At 75.6% G+C, this 19,124-nt stretch carries 17 protein-coding genes; 9 read left to right on the top strand and 8 right to left on the bottom strand.

The window, feature by feature from the left end:
• Positions 1–14 precede the first annotated feature (14 nt).
• Positions 15–1,646, bottom strand: coding sequence for an endo-1,4-beta-xylanase (locus Cpa01nite_RS11040; RefSeq protein ID WP_203668809.1), 1,632 nt, complete (start codon positions 1,644–1,646; stop codon positions 15–17).
• Between the two features lie 172 nt (positions 1,647–1,818).
• Here Cpa01nite_RS11040 and Cpa01nite_RS11035 point away from each other — a divergent pair, with 172 nt between their 5' ends.
• From Cpa01nite_RS11035 to Cpa01nite_RS11025, 3 genes are all read left to right on the top strand, one after another.
• On the top strand, positions 1,819–2,610 hold the full coding sequence (locus tag Cpa01nite_RS11035) for an endonuclease/exonuclease/phosphatase family protein (RefSeq protein WP_239068719.1): 792 nt from the start codon (positions 1,819–1,821) through the stop codon (positions 2,608–2,610).
• Complete coding sequence (locus Cpa01nite_RS18660; RefSeq protein ID WP_239068712.1) at positions 2,607–3,452, top strand: M15 family metallopeptidase; 846 nt, start codon at positions 2,607–2,609, stop codon at positions 3,450–3,452. The genes Cpa01nite_RS11035 and Cpa01nite_RS18660 overlap by 4 nt, the downstream gene beginning before the upstream one ends.
• 135 nt (positions 3,453–3,587) lie before the next feature.
• Complete coding sequence (locus Cpa01nite_RS11025; protein ID WP_203668807.1) at positions 3,588–4,517, top strand: universal stress protein; 930 nt, start codon at positions 3,588–3,590, stop codon at positions 4,515–4,517.
• 106 nt (positions 4,518–4,623) lie between these two features.
• Here Cpa01nite_RS11025 and Cpa01nite_RS11020 read toward each other — a convergent pair whose 3' ends face one another.
• Positions 4,624–5,646: a LacI family DNA-binding transcriptional regulator gene (locus Cpa01nite_RS11020; protein WP_203668806.1), complete on the bottom strand. Its 1,023-nt coding sequence runs from the start codon at positions 5,644–5,646 to the stop codon at positions 4,624–4,626.
• A 179-nt stretch (positions 5,647–5,825) separates the two neighbouring features.
• On the opposite strand from Cpa01nite_RS11020, the gene Cpa01nite_RS11015 reads away from it, so the two are divergent.
• The 5 genes from Cpa01nite_RS11015 to Cpa01nite_RS10995 all read left to right on the top strand — a co-directional run bounded on the left by Cpa01nite_RS11015 (position 5,826) and on the right by Cpa01nite_RS10995 (position 12,654).
• Positions 5,826–6,752: a carbohydrate ABC transporter permease gene (locus Cpa01nite_RS11015; protein ID WP_373307391.1), complete on the top strand. Its 927-nt coding sequence runs from the start codon at positions 5,826–5,828 to the stop codon at positions 6,750–6,752.
• Between the two features lie 2 nt (positions 6,753–6,754).
• Positions 6,755–7,678, top strand: coding sequence for a carbohydrate ABC transporter permease (locus tag Cpa01nite_RS11010; protein WP_203668805.1), 924 nt, complete (start codon positions 6,755–6,757; stop codon positions 7,676–7,678).
• Between the two features lie 58 nt (positions 7,679–7,736).
• Positions 7,737–9,053: an ABC transporter substrate-binding protein gene (locus Cpa01nite_RS11005; RefSeq protein ID WP_203668804.1), complete on the top strand. Its 1,317-nt coding sequence runs from the start codon at positions 7,737–7,739 to the stop codon at positions 9,051–9,053.
• Between the two features lie 86 nt (positions 9,054–9,139).
• A complete protein-coding gene (locus Cpa01nite_RS11000; RefSeq protein WP_203668803.1) occupies positions 9,140–10,906 on the top strand; it encodes a glycoside hydrolase family 35 protein in 1,767 nt (588 codons plus the stop codon).
• Positions 10,907–11,028: 122 nt separating this feature from the next.
• A complete protein-coding gene (locus tag Cpa01nite_RS10995) occupies positions 11,029–12,654 on the top strand; it encodes a sensor domain-containing diguanylate cyclase (RefSeq protein ID WP_203668802.1) in 1,626 nt (541 codons plus the stop codon).
• 37 nt (positions 12,655–12,691) lie between these two features.
• On the opposite strand, the gene mtnN is transcribed toward Cpa01nite_RS10995, so the two are convergent.
• From mtnN to Cpa01nite_RS10975, 4 genes are all read right to left on the bottom strand, one after another.
• Complete coding sequence (gene mtnN / locus Cpa01nite_RS10990; RefSeq protein WP_239068711.1) at positions 12,692–13,444, bottom strand: 5'-methylthioadenosine/S-adenosylhomocysteine nucleosidase; 753 nt, start codon at positions 13,442–13,444, stop codon at positions 12,692–12,694.
• The gene (locus tag Cpa01nite_RS10985; protein WP_203668835.1) at positions 13,441–13,893 is read right to left on the bottom strand and encodes an S-ribosylhomocysteine lyase; all 453 of its coding nucleotides are present in this window, start codon (positions 13,891–13,893) and stop codon (positions 13,441–13,443) included. The genes mtnN and Cpa01nite_RS10985 overlap by 4 nt, the downstream gene beginning before the upstream one ends.
• A gap of 154 nt (positions 13,894–14,047) precedes the next feature.
• Positions 14,048–14,992: a DNA-3-methyladenine glycosylase family protein gene (locus tag Cpa01nite_RS10980; RefSeq protein ID WP_203668801.1), complete on the bottom strand. Its 945-nt coding sequence runs from the start codon at positions 14,990–14,992 to the stop codon at positions 14,048–14,050.
• Between the two features lie 127 nt (positions 14,993–15,119).
• The gene (locus tag Cpa01nite_RS10975) at positions 15,120–15,953 is read right to left on the bottom strand and encodes an alpha/beta fold hydrolase (RefSeq protein ID WP_203668800.1); all 834 of its coding nucleotides are present in this window, start codon (positions 15,951–15,953) and stop codon (positions 15,120–15,122) included.
• 100 nt (positions 15,954–16,053) lie between these two features.
• Between Cpa01nite_RS10975 and Cpa01nite_RS10970 the strand changes: the two genes are divergently transcribed.
• Positions 16,054–16,650 (top strand): TetR/AcrR family transcriptional regulator, encoded by a 597-nt coding sequence (locus tag Cpa01nite_RS10970; protein WP_239068710.1) that lies wholly within the window; start codon positions 16,054–16,056, stop codon positions 16,648–16,650.
• Positions 16,651–16,659: 9 nt separating this feature from the next.
• Here Cpa01nite_RS10970 and Cpa01nite_RS10965 read toward each other — a convergent pair whose 3' ends face one another.
• Positions 16,660–17,628, bottom strand: a complete 969-nt coding sequence (locus tag Cpa01nite_RS10965) for an alpha/beta hydrolase (protein ID WP_203668799.1) — start codon at positions 17,626–17,628, stop codon at positions 16,660–16,662.
• Positions 17,625–19,082, bottom strand: a complete 1,458-nt coding sequence (locus Cpa01nite_RS10960; protein WP_203668798.1) for an MFS transporter — start codon at positions 19,080–19,082, stop codon at positions 17,625–17,627. The genes Cpa01nite_RS10965 and Cpa01nite_RS10960 overlap by 4 nt, the downstream gene beginning before the upstream one ends.
• Between the last annotated feature and the right edge of the window lie 42 nt (positions 19,083–19,124).

Here is a 19,124-nt window from a genome sequence, read left to right as displayed (position 1 = left end):
CGGCCGCGCGCGCGTCAGCCCGCGGCGATCCCGTCGAGGAAGCCCTGGAACGCGGGCTTCGCCTGCAGCTCGTCGTCGAACAGCAGCGGCGCCTCGAACGGCCGCTCCTGGGGCCACGCGCGGAGCCAGGACCGCGTGTCGTACAGCCCCCAGACGCCGACGAACGCCAGGTCCCGCGCCGCGAACGCCGACGCGAGCTCCTGGACCTGGCCCCGCTGCGCCTCGAGCCGGTCCGGCGGGGTGCTGTCGAGCTGCTCGTCGCGCCCGGAGATCGCCACGTCCAGCTCGGTGACCGCCTGACGCAGCCCGAGCGCCGCCACGGCGTCGAGCGTGGTCGCCACCCGGTCGACGTCGGTGTCCAGGTCGACGTGCATCTGGTGCCCGACGGCGTCCACCGGGGCGCCGGCGGCCTGCAGGTCCATGACCAGCCGGACCAGCCCGCGGCGCCGGTCCGGGGCGTCGGTGTCGTAGTCGTTGAGGTACAGCACCGCGTCCGGCCCGAGCTCCTCCCGCGCGACCCGGAACGCCTCGGCGACGTAGTCCGGGCCGAGCACCTCGTACCAGCGGCTGTGCCGGAGGCCGTCCGCCTCCTCGGGGTCGAGCGCCTCGTTGACGACGTCCCACGACCTGACGGGGTTCGCGTCGCCGTACCGCTCGGCCAGGTGGTCCGCCACGGCCCGGGTGTGGGCACGCAGCCGGTCGAGCACCAGCGACCGGTCCTCCGGGGAACCGGTCAGCGGGCGGCCGTCCGGCGCCTGGAAGAACCACTCGGGCGTCGACCGGTGCCAGACGAGCGTGTGGCCGTGCACGGTCAGCCCGTGCTCCGCGGCGAAGTCGAGCACCTCGTCCATGGGCCCGAAGTCGAACTCGCCCTCCGCCGGCTGCACGGTGACCGGCTTCATCGCGTTCTCGGGCGTGACCTGGTCGAAGTGCCGGAGCAGGAGCTCCGCGGGGCGGCCGGTCAGGTCCTGCGGACCGACGGCGACGCCGAGCGGCACCTCCGTGGCGTCCTTGAGCGCGGGCACGTCCGTCTGCACCTCCGGGGTCGGGCGCCGCACCGCGACGTCGTCGACGCGCAGGTCGGCGGTCGACGCCGTGGTCTCGACGTACAGCCGCCACTCGCCGTCGCCCTCCGGGACCTCGGCCGCGCCGGTCAGCTCCACCCAGTCGCCGGCGCTCGCGGTGCCCCGCGCCACGTGCAGGTAGAGCGGGTCCTCGCTGCCGGGGTCGCGCTCCAGGGTCAGCTGCACGTCCGCGTCCGGCGCGCCCTCGCCGAGGCGGACCCAGGCGGACACGGCGTGCACCTGGCCGCGGGCGACGGAGCCGGACAGGTCGACGGCCGCGCCGTGCCAGGCCTCGGTCCGGCCCGACACCAGCAGGCTGCCCGCGCCGTCCCGCGTGACGTCCTGGGCGGCGGCCACCTCCACGCCGTCGCCGAGCGGCGCCCAGCCCTCGTCGCCCTCGTCGAACGTGCTCGACAGCACCGTCGTCAGCTCCGCGGCCGGCGGGCTGCTCGCAGCGGCCGTGGGCGCGGGGGTCGTCGTGCGGTCGCCGCCGTCGTCGCGCGTCACCAGCAGCACCACCAGCAGGGCGAGGACGACGACGAGGACGGCGCCGGCGCCGAGCAGGAGGGCGGGTCGGCGCACGCGGGTGCCTCTCGTCCGGGGGTCGGGGAGGGGCCACGGTAGGCAGACGGGCGCCCGGGAGGCCAGCCCCGCAGGTCGGGCGCGCGACCCGGGCGCGGCCCACGACGCCGGCGGCGGGCGCGGGCGGGTGCGGTCGGGCGCGCGCGCTCCTACGCTGGCGGGCGTGCGGGCCATGACGTGGAACGTGTGGTGGCGCTTCGGGGGCGCGTGGCGGGAGCGGGAGCCCGCCGTCCTCGGCGTGCTCGCCGACGCGGCGCCCGACGTCCTCGGGCTGGTCGAGACCTGGCGCGACGCCGACGGCACGCAGGCGGACCTCGTGGCCGAGCGGCTGGGGCTGCCGTCGGCGGTGTTCGTGCCCACGGGGCTGCCGCCGGTGCCGGACGACCCGGAGCTCGCCGGCGTCGAGATGGGCATCGCGCTGGTGTCGCGCTGGCCCCCGGTCGAGACGCGGACGATCCCGCTGCCCGCGAGCCAGCGCACCGGGCCGCCGGCGCACGTCCTGCACGCCACGCTCGACCACCCGGCGGGGCCGTTGCACGTGCTGGTCGCGACGCTCGAGTGGGAGCCGCGGTACGACGAGGACCGGATGGCGCAGGCCTGGGCGCTCGCGGACCTGGCGGCCGACGCGGCGCTCGACGGCGACCTGCCCGTCCTCGTGATCGGCGACCTGAACGCCCGACCGGACGGCCCGCAGATGGCGGCCCTCACCCGGCAGCTCGCCGACCTCTGGCCGCTCGGCGGCGGCGACCCGGCCGCGGCGACGCTGAGCTCCGTCGTCCCCGAGGCGCCGCTCGAGTGCACCGAGCTGATCGACCACCGGATCGACCACGTGCTCGCGCGCCCCGGACGACCCGGTGGCACGCTGCGCGCGGACGGCGCCCGGCTCGCCGGTGACGCGCCCGTCGACGGCCGGTACCCGTCGGACCACTTCGCCGTGGTGGTGGACGTGGAGCTGACCTCGTGAGGCGGCGGCGCGCGGGCGCGGCCGGCGTGCTGCTGCTCGCGCTCGCCGCGTGCACGGCGGGCGGTGACCCGGTGCCGTCCCCGGGCCGCAGCCCGGCGGGCGCGGCCACGAGCGCGGCCGTCAGCCCGCCCGCGACCGCCGCCGCGGCCGACGCGGGCCCCGGTGCGACCGCGCCGGACCCCGCCGGCGCGCCGGACCCCGCCACCCCGCCCGTCGTCGCCCCCGAGGTCGCGTGGGCGGACCACGGGGCCGTGGCGCCCGACGCCTACGCCCTCGGCTACGCCGGCGCCGTCGCGCCGATCACGCCGGAGCTGGCGGCCCGGATGGCGCCGTCCTGGCGCGCGGGCTGCCCCGTGCCGCTCGAGGACCTGCGGTACGTCACGGTGACCCACCGGGACTTCGAGGGCGGCATCGCGACCGGCGAGCTCGTGGTGCACGCCGACGTCGCGGACGGCGTGGTGGCGGTGTTCGGCGAGCTGTTCGCGCTCGGGTACCCGATCCGGTCGATGCGGCTGGTCGACGACTTCGGCGGCAGCGACGACGCGTCGATGGCGGCGGACAACACGTCGGCGTTCAACTGCCGCCCGATCAGCCGGGGGACCGGGTGGTCGGAGCACGCGTACGGCCGCGCGATCGACCTCAACCCCGTCGAGAACCCGTACGTGCGCGGCGCCCTCGTGCTGCCGTCGGAGGGCGCCCCGTTCGCCGCGCGGCCGGACGCGCCGGGCGTGGTGCACGCGGGCGACGCGGTGGTGCGGGCGTTCGCGGCGCACGGCTGGCTCTGGGGCGGCGACTGGACGTCCCCGGTCGACTACCAGCACTTCTCCACGACGGGGCGCTGACCGCCCGTCCGCCGGCGCGCGGGCCCGCGCCAGCCGCCCTCGGCGCCGGGACCTAGGGCCTGGCGCGCCCCGCCTCCGGAGGCGCATGGTGGGAGTTCCCGGTGGTGGTCCCACCGGGACGGAGGTGCAGGGGACATGGACGACAGGGTGGACGTCGGGTACGACACCTCGCCGGAGTCGGCGGCGGCGGTCCGGTGGGCCGCGACGCAGGCCGCCGGCCGGGGCTGGGCGCTCGACGTGGTGCACGTGTGGGGCTTCGCGGGCCGGGACGGCGGCGGGGCGGGGGAGTCCTGGCTCGGCCGGGAGGTGCAGAGCCAGGTGCGCGCGGTCGCCGAGGAGGGCGCGGTGCTCGCCGCGGAGGCCGCGCCGGGCGTCGACGCCCGGCCGGTGGTGCTGCACGGCCCGCCGGCGCGGGTGCTGGTCGACCGGGCGGAGGACGCCCGGCTCGTGGTCGTCGGCCGACGCGGCGCGGGGCTGGTCGCGGCGCTCGTCGGGTCCGTGGCGACCGGCGTGCTGCACCGCGCGCGCTGCCCGGTGGCCGTGGTGCCGGCGGCGGCGCGCCCGGGGTCGGCCCGGGAGCCGGTGCTGGTGGGCTTCGACGGGTCCGCGGGCGCGTTCCGGGCGCTGGAGGCCGGGTGCGAGCAGGCCGCCCACCTCGGTACGGGCGTGGTCGTCGTGACGGCCTGGACCGCCGCGGCGGAGGCGTCGCGCGCCGCGTACTGGGCGCTCGGCTACCCGTCGCGGTCGCCCGCCGAGGTCGCGCTCGACGAGGCCGAGCGGGTGCTGGAGCGCGCCCGGTCCTGGGCCGCGTCCCGGCGGGACGTGGAGGTGGCGTTCGACCTGGCCGAGGGCCGCCCGGCGCAGGCGCTGGTGCGGCGGTCGCGGCACGCGGGCCTGCTCGTGGTCGGCACGCGTGGCCGGGGCGGGCTCGCCGGCCTGGTGCTCGGGTCCACGAGCCGGCCGGTCGTGCAGCGCGCCGAGTGCCCGGTGCTGGTGACCCGGGGCCCGGAGGCGGTGCCGGAGCCGCGCGCGCCGCGTCCGGCGCGGGCGGCGGCCACGGCCTGACGCCGCGCGCGCCGGGCGCGCGGCGGCGTCGACAGGTCACGGATCGGGGGCTCCGGGGCCGCGAGACCCCCGGTCCGCGACCGCTCGGCGGCGCCCGCCGCGCGCGTCAGGCGGGCGGCGGGGCCGTGCTCGCGCGCACGACCAGCCGGGTCGGCACCACGATGCGGGTGTCGGTCAGCGTCTCCCGGCCCCGGATCTGCCGCATGAGCAGGTCGAGCAGCCGGTCGCCGATCTGGTGGAAGTCCTGCTGCACGGTGGTCAGCGGCGGCCAGAGGAACTCGGCGAGCGGGATGTCGTCGAACCCCACGACGGACAGGTCGTCCGGCACCCGCCGTCCGGCCTCGTAGAGCGCGCGGACCACGCCGGCGGCCATCTCGTCGTTGGCGCAGTACACGGCGGTGGCCGAGGCGTCGGCGGCGAGGCGCCGGCCGATCTCGTACCCCGACCGCGCGGTCCAGTCGCCGACCAGCACCTCGGGCACCGGGCGCCCCGAGCCGACGAGGTGCTCGCGCCACGCGGCCGCGCGCATCTGCGCCGGCGCGGAGTCGTCCGGCCCGGCGACGTGGTGCACGGTGCGGTGCCCGAGGTCGAGCAGGTGCTGCACCGCGAGGTGCGTCCCGGTGACCTGGTCGGCGCCGACCGCGGGGTGGTGGCCGACGAACCGGGAGTCCGACACGGCCACGGGCATCCGGGGCGGCAGCGCGAGCGCGACCGGCGTCGCGGTCTCGGCGCGGATGATGATGAGCCCGTCGATCGACTGGTGCGACAGCCGCGCGACCGCGTCGGTGACGTCCGCGGAGCCGGGGGTGCGCACGTCGACCAGGCTGACGGTGTACCCCTCGGCGCGGGCGGACTCGACGACGGCCTCGATGGTCCGCGACTCGCCGGTGCGGGCCAGCCGGTGCGCGATGAGGCCGATGGTGCCGAACGAGCCGTACCGCAGCGCGCGGGCGGCGTGGTTGGGGGAGTAGCCGAGCTCGTCCATGGCGGCGAGCACGCGCTCGCGCGTCTCGGGACGGACGTTCTCGGCGCCCGTGGACACGCGGGAGACCGTCTGCGCGGAGACGCCGGCCAGCTGCGCGACGTCCGCGATCGACGGGCCCGGGCGGCCTCGCGCGGCGACGGTCATGGCGCCGACCCTAGCGCGTGTTCACGTCACCATCGAGCACATGGTGACGTCACCATTTCGTGACCTCGGCATGACCCCCTCCCGTTGACGAGCGCCCTGACGCCGTGGCACCGTGAGCGGGCGCTTCCGATGTTGACGTCAACATCGCCGGCGCTACGACCCCGAAGGAGTGGCTCGTCGTGACCCAGACCGTCCCCCCGCCCGTCGTGGCGGACCCCCTCAGGACCGCGCGCCGCCCCGCTCGCCGCGGCCGGTGGACCGGCTGGGGCTTCGTCGGCCCCTTCATGGCCGTGTTCGCCCTGGTGTTCCTGGCCCCGATCGTCTACTCGATCTACCTCAGCCTGTTCCGGCAGCAGCTCGTCGGCGGCAACGCGTTCGTCGGGTTCGAGAACTACACCCGGGCGTTCGGCGACCCGGCGTTCTGGTCCTCGCTCGGCCGCGTGACGCTGTTCCTCGCGGTGCAGGTGCCGATCATGCTCGGCATCGCGCTGCTGGTGGCGCTCGCGCTCGACAGCGGCCGGCTCTACGGCAAGAGCTTCTTCCGCATCTCGATCTTCATGCCGTACGCGGTGCCCGCCGTCGTCGCCACGCTCATGTGGGGCTTCATGTACGGCACGCGGTTCGGCCTCGTTGGCAACATCAACGACGCGTTCGGGATCTCGCTGCCCAACCCGCTGTCGCCCGACCTGGTGCTGCTGTCGATCGGCAACATCGTGACCTGGAGCTTCGTGGGCTACAACATGCTGATCTTCTACTCCGCGCTGCGCGTGGTGCCCGCCTCGCTGTACGAGGCCGCGGCCATCGACGGCGCCGGCCAGTGGCGGGTGATCCGGTCGATCAAGCTGCCCGCGATCCGCGGCGCGCTGGTCATCGCGACGATCTTCTCGATCATCGGGTCGTTCCAGCTGTTCAACGAGCCGAGCATCCTGCAGAAGCTGGCGCCGAACGCGATCACGACGAGCTTCACGCCCAACATGTACGCGTACTCGCTGTCGTTCTCCGGCCAGCAGTACAACTACTCGGCCACCGTCGCGATCATCATGGGCCTCGTCACGATGGTCGTCGCCTACGCCGTCCAGCTCCGCGGCATGCGGAAGGAGGCGTGACGATGACGACCACCACCGCCCCCGCGCCGGCGCGCCCCGTCGCCGGCCCCCGGCTGCGCACGCGCCGCGGCCACAGCGTCGACAAGCCGCGCCGCAGCGTCCTGCTCACGGTCCTCACCACGGTCGTCGGCCTGTACGCCGTCGTCCCGCTCGTCTGGCTGATCATCAACGCCACCAAGGCGCAGGACGACCTGTTCGGGTCGTTCGGCCTGTGGTTCGCCGGCGACTTCTCCCTGTTCCAGAACATCGCCGACACGCTCACCTACAACGACGGCATCTTCGTGCGCTGGCTCGGCAACACGCTGCTGTACGTGGTCGTCGGGGCGGGCGGCGCGACCGCGCTGGCCGTGCTCGGCGGGTACGGCCTGGCCAAGTTCCAGTTCCCCGGCAAGCGCGCGGTGTTCGCGATCGTGATCGGCGCGGTGGCCGTCCCCGGGACCGCGCTCGCCGTGCCGACGTTCCTCATGTTCAGCCAGATGGGCCTGACCAACACGCCGTGGGCCGTCATCATCCCGTCGCTGATCTCGCCGTTCGGCCTCTACCTCATGTGGACGTTCGCGGCCGAGGCGATCCCCACCGAGCTGCTCGAGGCGGCCCGGATGGACGGCGCGAGCGAGGCGCGCACGTTCGCGCAGATCTGCCTGCCGCTGCTCGGCCCGGGCATCGTCACGGTCCTGCTGTTCACGATGGTCGCGACCTGGAACAACTACTTCCTGCCGCTGATCATGCTCAAGGACCCCGACTGGTACCCGCTCACCGTCGGCCTCAACTCGTGGAACGCCCAGGCGGCCACCGCCGGCGGCCAGGCGATCTTCAACCTGGTGATCACGGGCTCCGTCCTCACGATCCTGCCGCTCATCGCCGCGTTCCTGCTGCTGCAGCGGTTCTGGCAGTCGGGCCTCGCGTCCGGCTCCGTCAAGGAATGACCACCCTCCCGCACGACCCCCGCACGACCCATCTCACGACGACGTGGAAGGACACCCCATGACCGCACGTACCCGCCGGACGCTGGTGCGCACCGTCGCGCTGGCCGGCGCGCTCTCCCTCGGCCTCGCCGCCTGCTCCGGCGGCGGCGACAGCGGCTCGGGCTCGGACGACGCCTCGGGCGGTGGCGGCTCGCTGACCATCTGGGCGTGGGAGCCGGCGCTGACGGACGTCGTCGCCGACTTCCAGGAGGACCACCCGGACGTCGACATCGAGCTCGTCAACGCCGGCACCGGCAACGACCAGTACACGGCGCTGCAGAACGCGATCGCCGCCGGCTCGGGCGTCCCGGACGTCGCGCAGATCGAGTACTACGCCGTGCCGCAGTTCGCGATCGGCGAGTCGCTCACCGACCTGACCGAGTTCGGCGCCGACGAGCTGGACGGCACCTTCAGCCCCGGGCCGTGGAACGCGGTGCAGCAGGGCGAGGGCATCTACAACCTGCCGATGGACTCCGGCCCGATGGCGCTGTTCTACAACGCCGCGGTCTTCGACCGCCTCGGCGTCGAGGTGCCGACCACCTGGGACGAGTACCTCGAGGCCGCGCGGGCCCTGCACGCCGCGGACCCGAGCGTCTACATCGCCTCCGACACCGGCGACGCCGGCTCGGCCACCTCGATGATCTGGCAGGCCGGCGGCCAGCCGTACCAGGTCGACGGCACCGACGTGACGATCGACTTCACGGACGAGGGCACGCAGAAGTACACCGACCTGTGGCAGCAGATGATCGACGAGGGCCTGCTCTCCGACATCAGCGGCTGGACCGACGAGTGGTACCAGGGCCTCGGCAACGGCACCCTCGCCACCCTGGTCGTCGGCGCGTGGATGCCCGCCAACCTGGAGTCCGGCGTCGCGCAGGCGTCCGGCGACTGGCGCGTCGCGCCCATGCCGCAGTGGGAGGCCGGCCAGTCGGTGACGGCGGAGAACGGCGGCTCCGGCCTGTCGATCCCGGCGGGCACCCAGAACGCCGAGCTCGCCTACGAGTTCCTCGAGTACGCGACCGCCGGCGACGGCGTGCAGACCCGCATCGACGCCGGGGCGTTCCCCGCCACGGTCGCGGACCTGGAGTCCGAGGAGTTCCTCGGCAAGGAGTTCGAGTACTTCGGCGGCCAGAAGGCCAACGAGATCCTGGCGCAGTCCGCGGCCGACGTCGCCGAGGGCTGGCAGTACCTGCCGTTCCAGGTGTACGCCAACAGCATCTTCAACGACACGGCCGGCCAGGCCTACGTGTCGGACACGACGCTGCAGGACGGCCTGCTCGACTGGCAGGAGAAGTCGATCGCGTACGGCAACGAGCAGGGCTTCAGCGTCGACTGACGCCCGCGGGCCGGCGGCGGGCGCGCACCCGCCGCCGGCCCGGCCCCGCACCACCGCACCACCCCGGACACCCCAGGAGCCCCCGCATGCCCACGTTCGAGATCGGCGACGTCGACTTCCTGCTCGACGGCCGCCCGCACCAGGTGATCTCCGGCGCCCTGCACTACTTCCGCGTCCACCCCGAGCAGTGGGCGGACCGGATCCGCAAGGCCCGGCTCATGGGGCTCAACACCATCGAGACCTACGTGGCGTGGAACTTCCACGCCCCGGAGCGCGGCCGGTTCGACCTGGACGGCCCGCGCGACCTCGGCCGGTTCCTCGACCTGGTGGCCGCCGAGGGCATGCACGCGATCGTCCGCCCCGGCCCGTACATCTGCGCGGAGTGGGACGGCGGCGGCCTGCCGGGCTGGCTGCTGGCGGACCCCGAGGTCGGCGTGCGGCGGCACGAGCCGCGCTACCTCGCGGCGATCGCCCAGTACTACGACCAGCTGCTGCCGCTGGTCGCCGAGCGCCAGGTCACCCGGGGCGGCCCCGTGATCGCCGTCCAGGTGGAGAACGAGTACGGCGCGTACGGCGACGACCAGGACTACCTGCGCGCGCTGATCGCGATGAACCGCGAGCGCGGCATCGAGGTCCCGCTGCTCAGCTGCGACCAGGCCGACGACGCGATGCAGGCCCGGGGCAGCGTCCCGGAGCTGCACCGCACGGTGACGTTCGGGTCGCGCGCCAAGGAGCGGCTCGACCTGCTCCGCCGGCACCAGCCGACCGGCCCGCTCATGTGCATGGAGTTCTGGAACGGCTGGTTCGACTCCTGGGGCCAGCACCACCACGTCGCCCCGGCGGAGACGAACGCCCAGGACCTCGACGACCTGCTCGCGATGGGCGCGTCGGTCAACCTCTACATGTTCCACGGCGGCACGAACTTCGGGTTCACCGGCGGCGCGAACGACAAGGGCACCTACCTGCCGATCACGACCTCCTACGACTACGACGCCCCGCTCGCCGAGCACGGCGCGGTCACGGCCAAGTGGCACGCGATGCGCGAGGTGATCTCCCGGTACGCGCCGGTGCCCGACGAGCTCCCCGCCGACCCCGCGCCGGCGCCGGAGCTGACCGTCGACCTCGACCGGCGCCTGCCGCTGGCCGACGCGCTGCCCGCGCTGGGCGAGCCCGCCGCGTGGGACCACCTGCCGACGACCGACGAGCTCGGGCACTGGACCGGGTTCACGCTGTACCGGACCGAGGTCACGGCCGAGGACCGCGTGCTGACGCTCGCCGAGGTGCGGGACCGCGCGCTGGTGGCTCTCGACGGCGAGCCGGTGGGCGTCCTGAGCCGGACCGAGCACAGCCGGACGATCGCGCTGCCGGCGCGGGCCGGGGAGCTCACCCTGCTGCTCGAGGACCAGGGCCGGGTCAACTACGGCCCGCGGATCGGCGAGGCGAAGGGACTGATCGGGCCGGCGCGCACCGCGACCCGCGAGCTCACGGACTGGACCGTGACGCCGCTGCGGCTGGACGCCGTGGAGCCCGCCCTGGCGGCCCTGCTGGACGCGGCTCCGGCCGTCGCGGCCGGGACCCCGGTCGCGGGGCCCGCCTTCCTGCGGGGCACCTTCCCGGCCGACGCGGGCGCCGACCACTTCCTGCGCACCGACGGCTGGGGCAAGGGCCTGGTCTGGGTGAACGGGTTCCTGCTGGGCCGGTACTGGAGCGCCGGCCCGACGGCGACGCTGTACGTGCCCGGGCCGCTGCTGCGCAGCGGGGACAACGAGGTGGTCGTGCTGGAGCTGCACGGCGCCGAGGGCGCGCGCGTGGCGTTCGCGGCCGGCCCCGACCTCGGGTCCTCGGAGGTCTGAGAAGTCACCCGCCCGCCGCGCGGGTCCACCCGGTCGGCGTCTCAGATGACCTGCGAGGACGCCGATGACACGTGCAGGTCCCCGGCAGGTGCGCCGGGGTGGCACGTGAGGCGAGGGATCGGGTGGACGGCGCAGGGTCGCAGGAAGGCTGGGAGGCCGCCGAGGGAGCGCGGGTGCTCCGCGGGGCGCTCGCCGCGCTGACCCGGGACGGGTCCTTCCCGCTGGACGGCCTGACGCCGCGCTCGCCCGCGTCCGCCGCGGAGGGCGCGGGCCGCGTGCCCGGCCTGCCCCGGCGCCGCCGACGCGCGGACGCCCCCGCCGCCGAGGACCTCGCCGAGGTCGTGGCCCGGCAGAACCAGCGGATCCGGCAGCTCGAGAGCCTCATCGAGGCGGCGCCGGTCGGCATCGGCCTGGTGCAGCTCGACGGGCGCACGCCGCTGACCAACGACACCCTCCGGCAGCTGCTCGGCTACTCCACCGAGGAGTTCGCGGCGATGCCGTTCGCCGAGTACACGGCGCCCGAGGACCAGGCGGAGAACGACCGGCTGTTCCGGGCCATGGTCGACGACGACGCCGGCGGGTTCGCCATGCAGAAGCGGTTCGTCCGCAAGGACGGCAGCACGCTGTGGACCGACCTGACCGTCTCGCTGGTCCGGGACGCCGACGGCCGGCCGGACTACGCCATCGGCATGGTGCAGGACATCACGGAGCGGAAGCGGCTGGCGGACGAGCTCCGGGCCGCGGAGCTGCACTACCGCCTGCTCGTGGAGCACGTGCCCGCGGTCGTGTACATCGCCGAGCCCGGGCCCGGCGGCCGGTTCGAGTACGTGAGCCCGCGCCTGGAGTGGATGCTCGGGTACCCGGCGCAGGACTGGCTGACCGACCCGACGGCGTGGGCGCGCACGATCCACCCGGCCGACCGGCCGGTGCGCACGCACGAGGAGGCGCTGCGGGCGGGCGTGGCGGACGGCGAGATGCTGCCGTCGATCACCTACCGGCTGCGGCACCGCGACGGCCACGACGTGTGGGTGCGGGACGACGCCGTGCTGCGCCGGGACCTCGACGGCAGCCCGCGGCTGCACGGCGTGCTGCTCGACGTCACGCAGGAGAAGACGCTCGAGGAGCGGCTCGCGCACATGGTCGACCACGACGCCCTCACGGGGCTGGTCAACCGCGCGCACTTCCACCGGCTGGTCGACGACGCGCTGTCCCGCGCGGTCGGCGGGCGCCGCGGCGTCGCCGTCCTGTACGTGGACCTGGACGACTTCAAGGCCGTGAACGACAGCTTCGGCCACGCGGTCGGCGACCGGGTGCTGGTCGCCGTCGCGGACCGGCTGCGGGAGATCGTCCCGCCGTCCGGCGCCGTCGCGCGGCTGGGCGGGGACGAGTTCGCCGTGCTGGTCAGCGGGACGCCCGCCGCGGTGCGGCGCGCGATCGCCGCGGTGCAGGCGATGGGGCAGGTGTCCGTGCCGGTCGGCGGGGCGTGGGCGCGGGTCAGCGCCAGCGTCGGCGCCGCGACGGCGGACGCCTCGCACACGACCGAGCGGCTGCTGCACGACGCCGACCAGGTGATGTACGCGGCGAAGCTCGGCGACGACCGCCGGGGCGGTGCGGGCGCCGTCGGCGCCGCGGGCGGCCGCGCCTCCGGGCGGCGCTCAGGGGACCGCGCGACGGCGGGGCGCGGCGGGCGGCGCGGCGCGGGGTCCGGCGCGGCGGGCGACGAGGGCGGCCGGCGCGCCGGGGGCTGAGGCGGATCCTCGGTCCCCGGCGCGCCGGTCGTCGTCGTCAGGCGGGGGCGCCCACCCGCGCGAGCAGGCCCGCGACCACGGCCGCCGAGCGGTCCGCGGCGTCGTCCACGTGCGTGAGGAAGTCGTCCGCGCCGGCCGGGCCGCAGAGGTCCGAGATGCCGCGCACGGCCAGGAACGGCACGCCGTACACGTGCGCGACCTGGGCCAGCGCCGTGGTCTCCATGTCGGTCGACAGGCCACCGGGGAACTGCTCGCGCACCGGGCCGACCAGGGTCGCGTCGACGAACGCGTCGCTCGACAGCATCAGGCCGGCACGGACCGTGAGGTCGCCGGCGTCCGCGCCGAGGGCCGCGCCGCGCAGGCCCTGGTCCCCGTGGTAGGTCGCCGGCATGCCCGGCACCTGGCCGAGCGCGTAGCCGAACGCCCGGGCGTCCGCGTTCGTGTACACGTGCTCGGTGCCGACGACGACGTCGCCGACGTGCACGCCCGCCTGGACGCCGCCGGCGCTGCCGGCGCTGATCAGCGCCGCGGGGGCCTCGCCGCCACGGGCCGCGGACACGAGCACCAGCGCGGCCGAGGCGGCGGACGCCGCGTTGGCCAGGCCGATGCCGCCCCGGACCAGCAGCACGCGGCGGCCGGCGAGCGTGAGCACGTGGTGCTCGGCGCCGCCGACGGTCGCGGGCTCGCCGACGGCGTCGGCCCGCTCGAGGAACGGCGCGGCCTCGTCCGGCATCGCGACCGCGACGACGGCCTCGACCTCGGCGAGCGGGGTCAGGTCGGGCGCCGTCACGCGGTCACCGTGCTCCACTCGGCGCGGTGCGCGAGGAACTCCCGCGCGGCGCCCTGCGCGCCCTCGAGCGTGTGGTTGGCGCCCCAGCCGCACTGCACCTCGTTCGCGGCCGGGACCTCGCCGGCCGTCGTGATGTCCTCCAGCGTGTCCTGGACCAGGGTGGCGACGTCGTCCTCGGCCCACTCGCCCTGCAGGATCAGGTAGAAGCCGGTCTGGCAGCCCATCGGGGAGAAGTCGATGACCCGGTCGCTGTGGTTGCGCGAGTGCTCGGCGAACATGTGCTCCAGGGAGTGCACGACCGGCATCTCCAGGTGCGCCTTGTTCGGCTGCGTGAACCGGATGTCGAACTTGCTGAGCACGTCGCCCGCCGGGAGCACCTTCTTGTCGGCGAGCCGGATGTACGGCGCGGCGACGGTCCGGTGGTCGAGGTTGAACGACTCGACGTTCATGCGGGGCTGGTTCACGAAGGCTCCCTCGTGGGTGGGTCTGTCGGACGGTCCATTGTGCAGCGGCGCGCGGGGACGCGGTATTCCGGGGCGCGGCGGTGGACGTCGGTGTCGCGGCGCGGGGTGCCGCGCGCGAGGCGCCCGACCCCGCGCGCGGTCAGGCCGGCCGGACCGCGCGGCGGGGGCGGGGGCGCGTGCGGGGCGCGCGCGACCGGTCCGTGAGCTCCAGCAGCCGCACGACGCGGCCGCGGTGCGGCGCCCAGGGCGCGAGCACGTCGAGGACCTCCTCCTGCTCGACGCGGCGGCCCGCGATCGCGGTGCCGACGAGCCGGGGGAGGTGCAGGTCCCCGACGGACACGGCGTCGGGGTCCCCGAGCGCGCGGCGGGTGGTCTCCGCGACGGTCCACACCCCGACGCCCGGGACGGTGGCCAGCCGGCGCCGCACCTCCGCGGCGGCGCCCGGCGCGTCCGGGGCGACGTCCAGCACCTCCTGCAGCCGGCGCGCGACGGCGGCGGCCCGCAGGATCGTCGACGACCGCTGGTCGTCCACGCCGGCCCGGCGCCAGTCCCACACCGGCACCCGCCGCCAGCCGAGCGCGTCCGGCGGCACCCGCATGCCGGCGGGCGCGGGCCCCGGCGGGGTCTCGCCGTGCCGCAGCAGCAGCCAGCGCCAGGCGTGGTGCGCGTCCACCGTCACCACGCGCTGCTCGAGGACCGCCGGGACCAGCGCGCCGAGGACGTCGCCGGTCCGGGGGATGCGCAGCCCCCGCAGCCGGCGGTGCGCGGCGGCGAGCGCCAGGTGACCGACCGGGTCGAACGTGCGCGGGTCGTCCCGGGCGCCCAGCAGGTCCGGCAGCCCGGCCAGCGCCCGCGCGGCGCCGGGCCCCCACGCCGCGGCAGCGACCCCGCCGGGTCCGGGCCGCAGGTGCAGGGTCGCGGGGCCGTCCGCCGTGCGCAGCGCGTGCCAGACCGTGCCGTCGCGGTCGATCCGCAGTGCCGGGTCGAGGCCGCCGCGGCGGACCAGCATGAGCGTGAGCCGCACGTCCAGCGGGCCGTCGGGGACGTACGCGGCGGTCAGCGCGCGGTCGGTCGGGTGCTGCACCCCACCAGCATGCCGGACGCCGCCGACATGGGCCTCGGGCGTCGGTCGCAGCGACGAGTGGAAGATCCGGCCCGACACGCCGGGGCGTGTCGGGCCAGATCGTCCACTCGAGGGCCGCGGGGCGGGGTCAGCGCTTGAGGAAGTCCAGCAGGACCTCGGTGACCTCGGCCGCGTGGGTCCAGAGCATCCCGTGCGGGGCGCCCTCGATCTCGACGTACTCCGCCTGCGGCAGCGCCGCGTGGAACGGGCGGCCCGTCGCGTCGATCGGCAGGATCCGGTCGGCGGTGCCGTGCACGATGAGCGCCGGCACGTCGACCTTCGGCAGGTCGCCGCGGAAGTCCGTCAGCCAGGCCGGCACGACCGCGCTGGACGCGAACCAGGACGCCCCGGCGGCGACGTCCCACGAGTGCCGCAGCGCCTCCTCCGACAGCCGCGACCCCAGGTTCTCGTCCGTGTTGTAGAAGTCGGCGTAGAAGCTGGTGAAGTAGGCGTACCGGTCGGCGGTGACGGCCGAGAGGATGCCGTCGAAGACCTCGCCCGGGACGCCGGTCGGGTTGTCGTCGGTCCGGAGCAGGAACGGCTCGAGCGAGGCGAGGAACACGGCCTTCGCCACGCGCTCGGAGCCGTACGTGCCGAGGTACCGGCCGACCTCGCCCGTGCCCATCGAGAAGCCGACGAGGACCGCGTCCCGCAGGTCGAGGGTGTCGAGCACCGTCTTCAGGTCGGCCGCGAACGTGTCGTAGTCGTACCCGGTGGTCGGCTGGCTGGACTGCCCGAAGCCGCGGCGGTCGTAGGTGATGACGCGGTAGCCGGCGTCGAGCAGCGCGGCGGACTGCTTCTCCCAGGAGTGCCCGTCGAGGGGGTACCCGTGGATCAGCACGACCGGCTGCCCGGTCCCGTGGTCCTCGTAGTACAGGTCGATCGACGTGGTGTTCTCGGTGCCCACGGTGATGAACGGCATGGTCTGCCTTCTCCCTGACAATGGAGAACGGTCGTTCTCCGCGATGTCGCCTACACTAGAGAACGAGCGTTTTCGATGCAACCCCCGGAGGTGGGCGGCCATGAGCCAGGTGCAGGAGGCGGCCCGCCCGGGCCTGTCCGACGACGAGCTGCGCGAGCGGGTGCTGGAGGCGGCGGACCGGCTCTACTACGGGCGCGGCATCCAGGCGGTCGGCATGGACGAGCTGCGCACCGAGGCCGACGTGCCCCTGAAGCGGCTGTACAAGCTGTTCGGCGGCAAGGACGCGATCGTCGCCGAGGTGCTGCGCCGGCGCAGCGCCCTGTGGGAGACCGGCGTGCGCGCCGCCGTCGCCGCCGCTGCGACCCCCCGGGAGGGGCTGCTCGCCGTGTACGACCACCTGGCCCGCTGGTTCGGCGAGACCGACTTCCACGGCTGCATCTTCATCAACTCGTTCGGCGAGCTGGGCGGGTGCTCGCCCGACGTCGCGGAGATCGTGCGCGCGCACAAGGCGGCGTTCCAGGACTACGTGGCGGCGCTCGTGGCGGACGCCGGCGGGCCGCGTGCGCTCGCGGCGCAGCTGGCGATCCTCGCCGAGGGCGCGCAGACGACGGCGGCGATCGCGGGCACGCCCGAGGCGGCGGCCCAGGCGCGGGCGGCCGCCGCGACGCTGATCGACGCGGCGGGGCTGCCGGGCTGACGGCGGGCGTCAGGCCGCGCGGTCGCCCTGCACCCGGGCCAGGAACTCCGTGACGGTGCGCAGGTACTCCGCCCGCGGGCCGTCGGCCGACAACGCGAGGTCGTGGATGCCGCCCGCGACCGTCACGAGGGTGACGTCGTCGCCGAGCCTGGGCGCGCGGGCCCAGATCTGCCGCACGTCGAGCACCGTGTCCTGGGCGTCGAGCAGCGGGTTGGACCGCGCGTTCGGCCCGGACTCCGCGGCCGTGCACACCAGGACGGGCGCCTCGATCCGCAGCCCGCGCGCGAGCCGCGCCTGGCCCCGGCGCACCGCGCGCAGCCACCCGGCGCGCACCGGGAAGCCCTCGGCGGGCTTGAGCGCGCGGTCGTACGCCCAGCGCCCGCCGTGGTCGGCGTGCAGGTGCCACGAGTAGGCCGACGGTCCGTCCGCGAGCACCCGCATCGGGTCGACCGGCCCCAGGCTGTCGAGCACCCACGTCGACACCACGCGCTGGAACCAGCGGGCGTTCAGGTCGAACCAGGGACTGTTCAGCACGAGCGCGTCGACGGCGGCGCGGCCGCCGGGGCTGTCCGCCCACAGCGCCGCGGTCAGCCCGCCGGTCGAGTGGCCGTGCACGGTGAGCCGGTCGTGGCCGAGCTCCTCGCGCACCAGGCGCGCCGCCAGCCCCAGGTCGGCGCGGTACTCGGCGAGGTCGTCGACGTAGTGCGGCACCTGCCCCTCGCGCCACGACCGGCCGCACCGGCGCAGGTCGACCGCGTAGAACGTGTGGCCCGCCGCGGCGAACGCGTCGGCCAGGTGGGTCTGGAAGAAGTAGTCGTTGAACCCGTGCACGTGCAGCACCGCGGGGCCGCCGGGGGCCGACCCCGGGTCGGGGGCGCGGCGGACGACGGTCGCGACCAGGTCCGGGTCGGTGGTGGAGAGCGCGAGCGTGCGCTGCTCCCAGCCGGGCCCGAGCGGGTCGGGCCGCCAGCCGGTCACGCGCGCCCCGGGCCGGCCGCGCGCGCCCCGGGCCGTGCCGCCGCCAGGTGCAGCGGCAGCAGCGCGGCGAGGCCGATCGCGATCACGAGCACGATGCCCAGGATGCCCCACCGCTGCGACCCGGCGACCGCCACGGTGGTCGAGAACGCGAACGGCGCCAGGAAGCTCGCGGCACGGCCGGTGGTCGCGTACAGGCCGAAGATCTGGCTCTCCCGGCCGGGCGGTGCGATCCGGGTGAGCAGCGACCGGCTCGCCGACTGCGCCGGGCCGACGAACAGGCAGAGCAGCAGCCCGCACACCCAGAACGCGGACGCGCCGGCGCCGGCCAGCGCGAACGTCGCGACGCCGGCGACGACCAGCCCCGCCAGGGACACCACGATCAGCACCCGCGGGCCGACGCGGTCGTCGAGCGCCCCGGCCGCGAGCGTCGAGATGCCGGCGACCACGTTCGCGGCGATCGCGAACACGACCACCTCGCTCGCCGAGAACCCGAAGGTGCCCGACGCGATGACGGCGCCGAACGTGAACACGCCCGCGAGCCCGTCGCGGTAGACGGCGCTGGCCAGCAGGAACCAGACCGTGCTGCGTGAGGTCCGCCACAGGTCGCAGACGTCGGCGACGATCCGGCGGTACGCCTCGACGACGCCGGGCCGGCGCGTCCGGGCGGCGGCCTCCGCCGGGTCGTCGGGCACGGCGAGGAGGACGGGGATCGCGAACACCCCGAACCACAGCGCCGACACCAGGACCGCGACCCGGATGTTCACCCCGTCCTCGCCGGTGACCCCGAACCAGCCCACCTCCGGGTTGATGAACCCGACGAACAGCACGAGCAGCAGCACGATGCCGCCCAGGTAGCCCGCTCCCCAGCCCAGCCCGCTGACCCGGCCGAGCGTCGCGGGCGTCGCGACCCGGGGGAGCAGGGCGTTGTAGTGCACGCTCGCCAGCTCGAACGTGAGGTTCGCGGTCGCGAGCAGCGCGATGCCCAGGAGCAGGTTCGCGGTCAGCGAGCCCGGGTCGGGCCGGACGAGGGCCATCGCGGCGCACAGCGCGACCGTCACGGCGGTCTGCACCGCGAGGTTGCGCCGCCGGCGCCCGGAGCCGTCCGCCCGGGTCCCGCTCAGCGGGGCGAGCAGGGCGATGAGCACGCCCGCCGCCGTCAGGCCCCAGCCCAGCCAGGTCGAGTGCCGGGCCAGCGCCGCGTCCAGGGCGTCGCCGCCCTCCGCGACCACGGCCGGGTCGACGAACGCGTCGCTCGTGAGCCAGCGGGTGAACACGAAGGTCGTGATGACGGCGTTGAACGCCGCGGATCCCCAGTCCCACAGCGCCCAGGCGGCGATGCGGCGGCGCGCGCCGGGGGCGGGCGCGGGCGCGGCGGGCGCGGCGCCGGCGGGGGTCGCCGGGCCGGCGGCGGGCCCCGGCGGCGTCGGCGGGAGCGGGGCGGGGTCGGCGTGCACCCGCCAGGCATACCGCCACCGGGCGTCCCGCGCGTGTCGAAC

Origin of the sequence: Cellulomonas pakistanensis (assembly GCF_016862755.1) — a bacterium.
GTDB classification, from domain to species: domain Bacteria; phylum Actinomycetota; class Actinomycetes; order Actinomycetales; family Cellulomonadaceae; genus Cellulomonas; species Cellulomonas pakistanensis.
This window is presented reverse-complemented; position numbering and strand designations above follow the sequence as displayed.

Bases quoted from the DNA above. Each gene is read 5' to 3' on its own strand.
- Cpa01nite_RS11035 (WP_239068719.1), top strand. From the start codon at position 1,819: ATGACGTGGAACGTGTGGTGGCGCTTCGGGGGCGCGTGGCGGGAGCGG.
- Cpa01nite_RS11025 (WP_203668807.1), top strand. From the start codon at position 3,588: ATGGACGACAGGGTGGACGTCGGGTACGACACCTCGCCGGAGTCGGCG.
- Cpa01nite_RS11020 (WP_203668806.1), bottom strand. From the start codon at position 5,646: ATGACCGTCGCCGCGCGAGGCCGCCCGGGCCCGTCGATCGCGGACGTC.
- Cpa01nite_RS11010 (WP_203668805.1), top strand. From the start codon at position 6,755: ATGACGACCACCACCGCCCCCGCGCCGGCGCGCCCCGTCGCCGGCCCC.
- Cpa01nite_RS11005 (WP_203668804.1), top strand. From the start codon at position 7,737: ATGACCGCACGTACCCGCCGGACGCTGGTGCGCACCGTCGCGCTGGCC.
- Cpa01nite_RS11000 (WP_203668803.1), top strand. From the start codon at position 9,140: ATGCCCACGTTCGAGATCGGCGACGTCGACTTCCTGCTCGACGGCCGC.
- Cpa01nite_RS10985 (WP_203668835.1), bottom strand. From the start codon at position 13,893: ATGAACGTCGAGTCGTTCAACCTCGACCACCGGACCGTCGCCGCGCCG.
- Cpa01nite_RS10975 (WP_203668800.1), bottom strand. From the start codon at position 15,953: ATGCCGTTCATCACCGTGGGCACCGAGAACACCACGTCGATCGACCTG.
- Cpa01nite_RS10970 (WP_239068710.1), top strand. From the start codon at position 16,054: ATGAGCCAGGTGCAGGAGGCGGCCCGCCCGGGCCTGTCCGACGACGAG.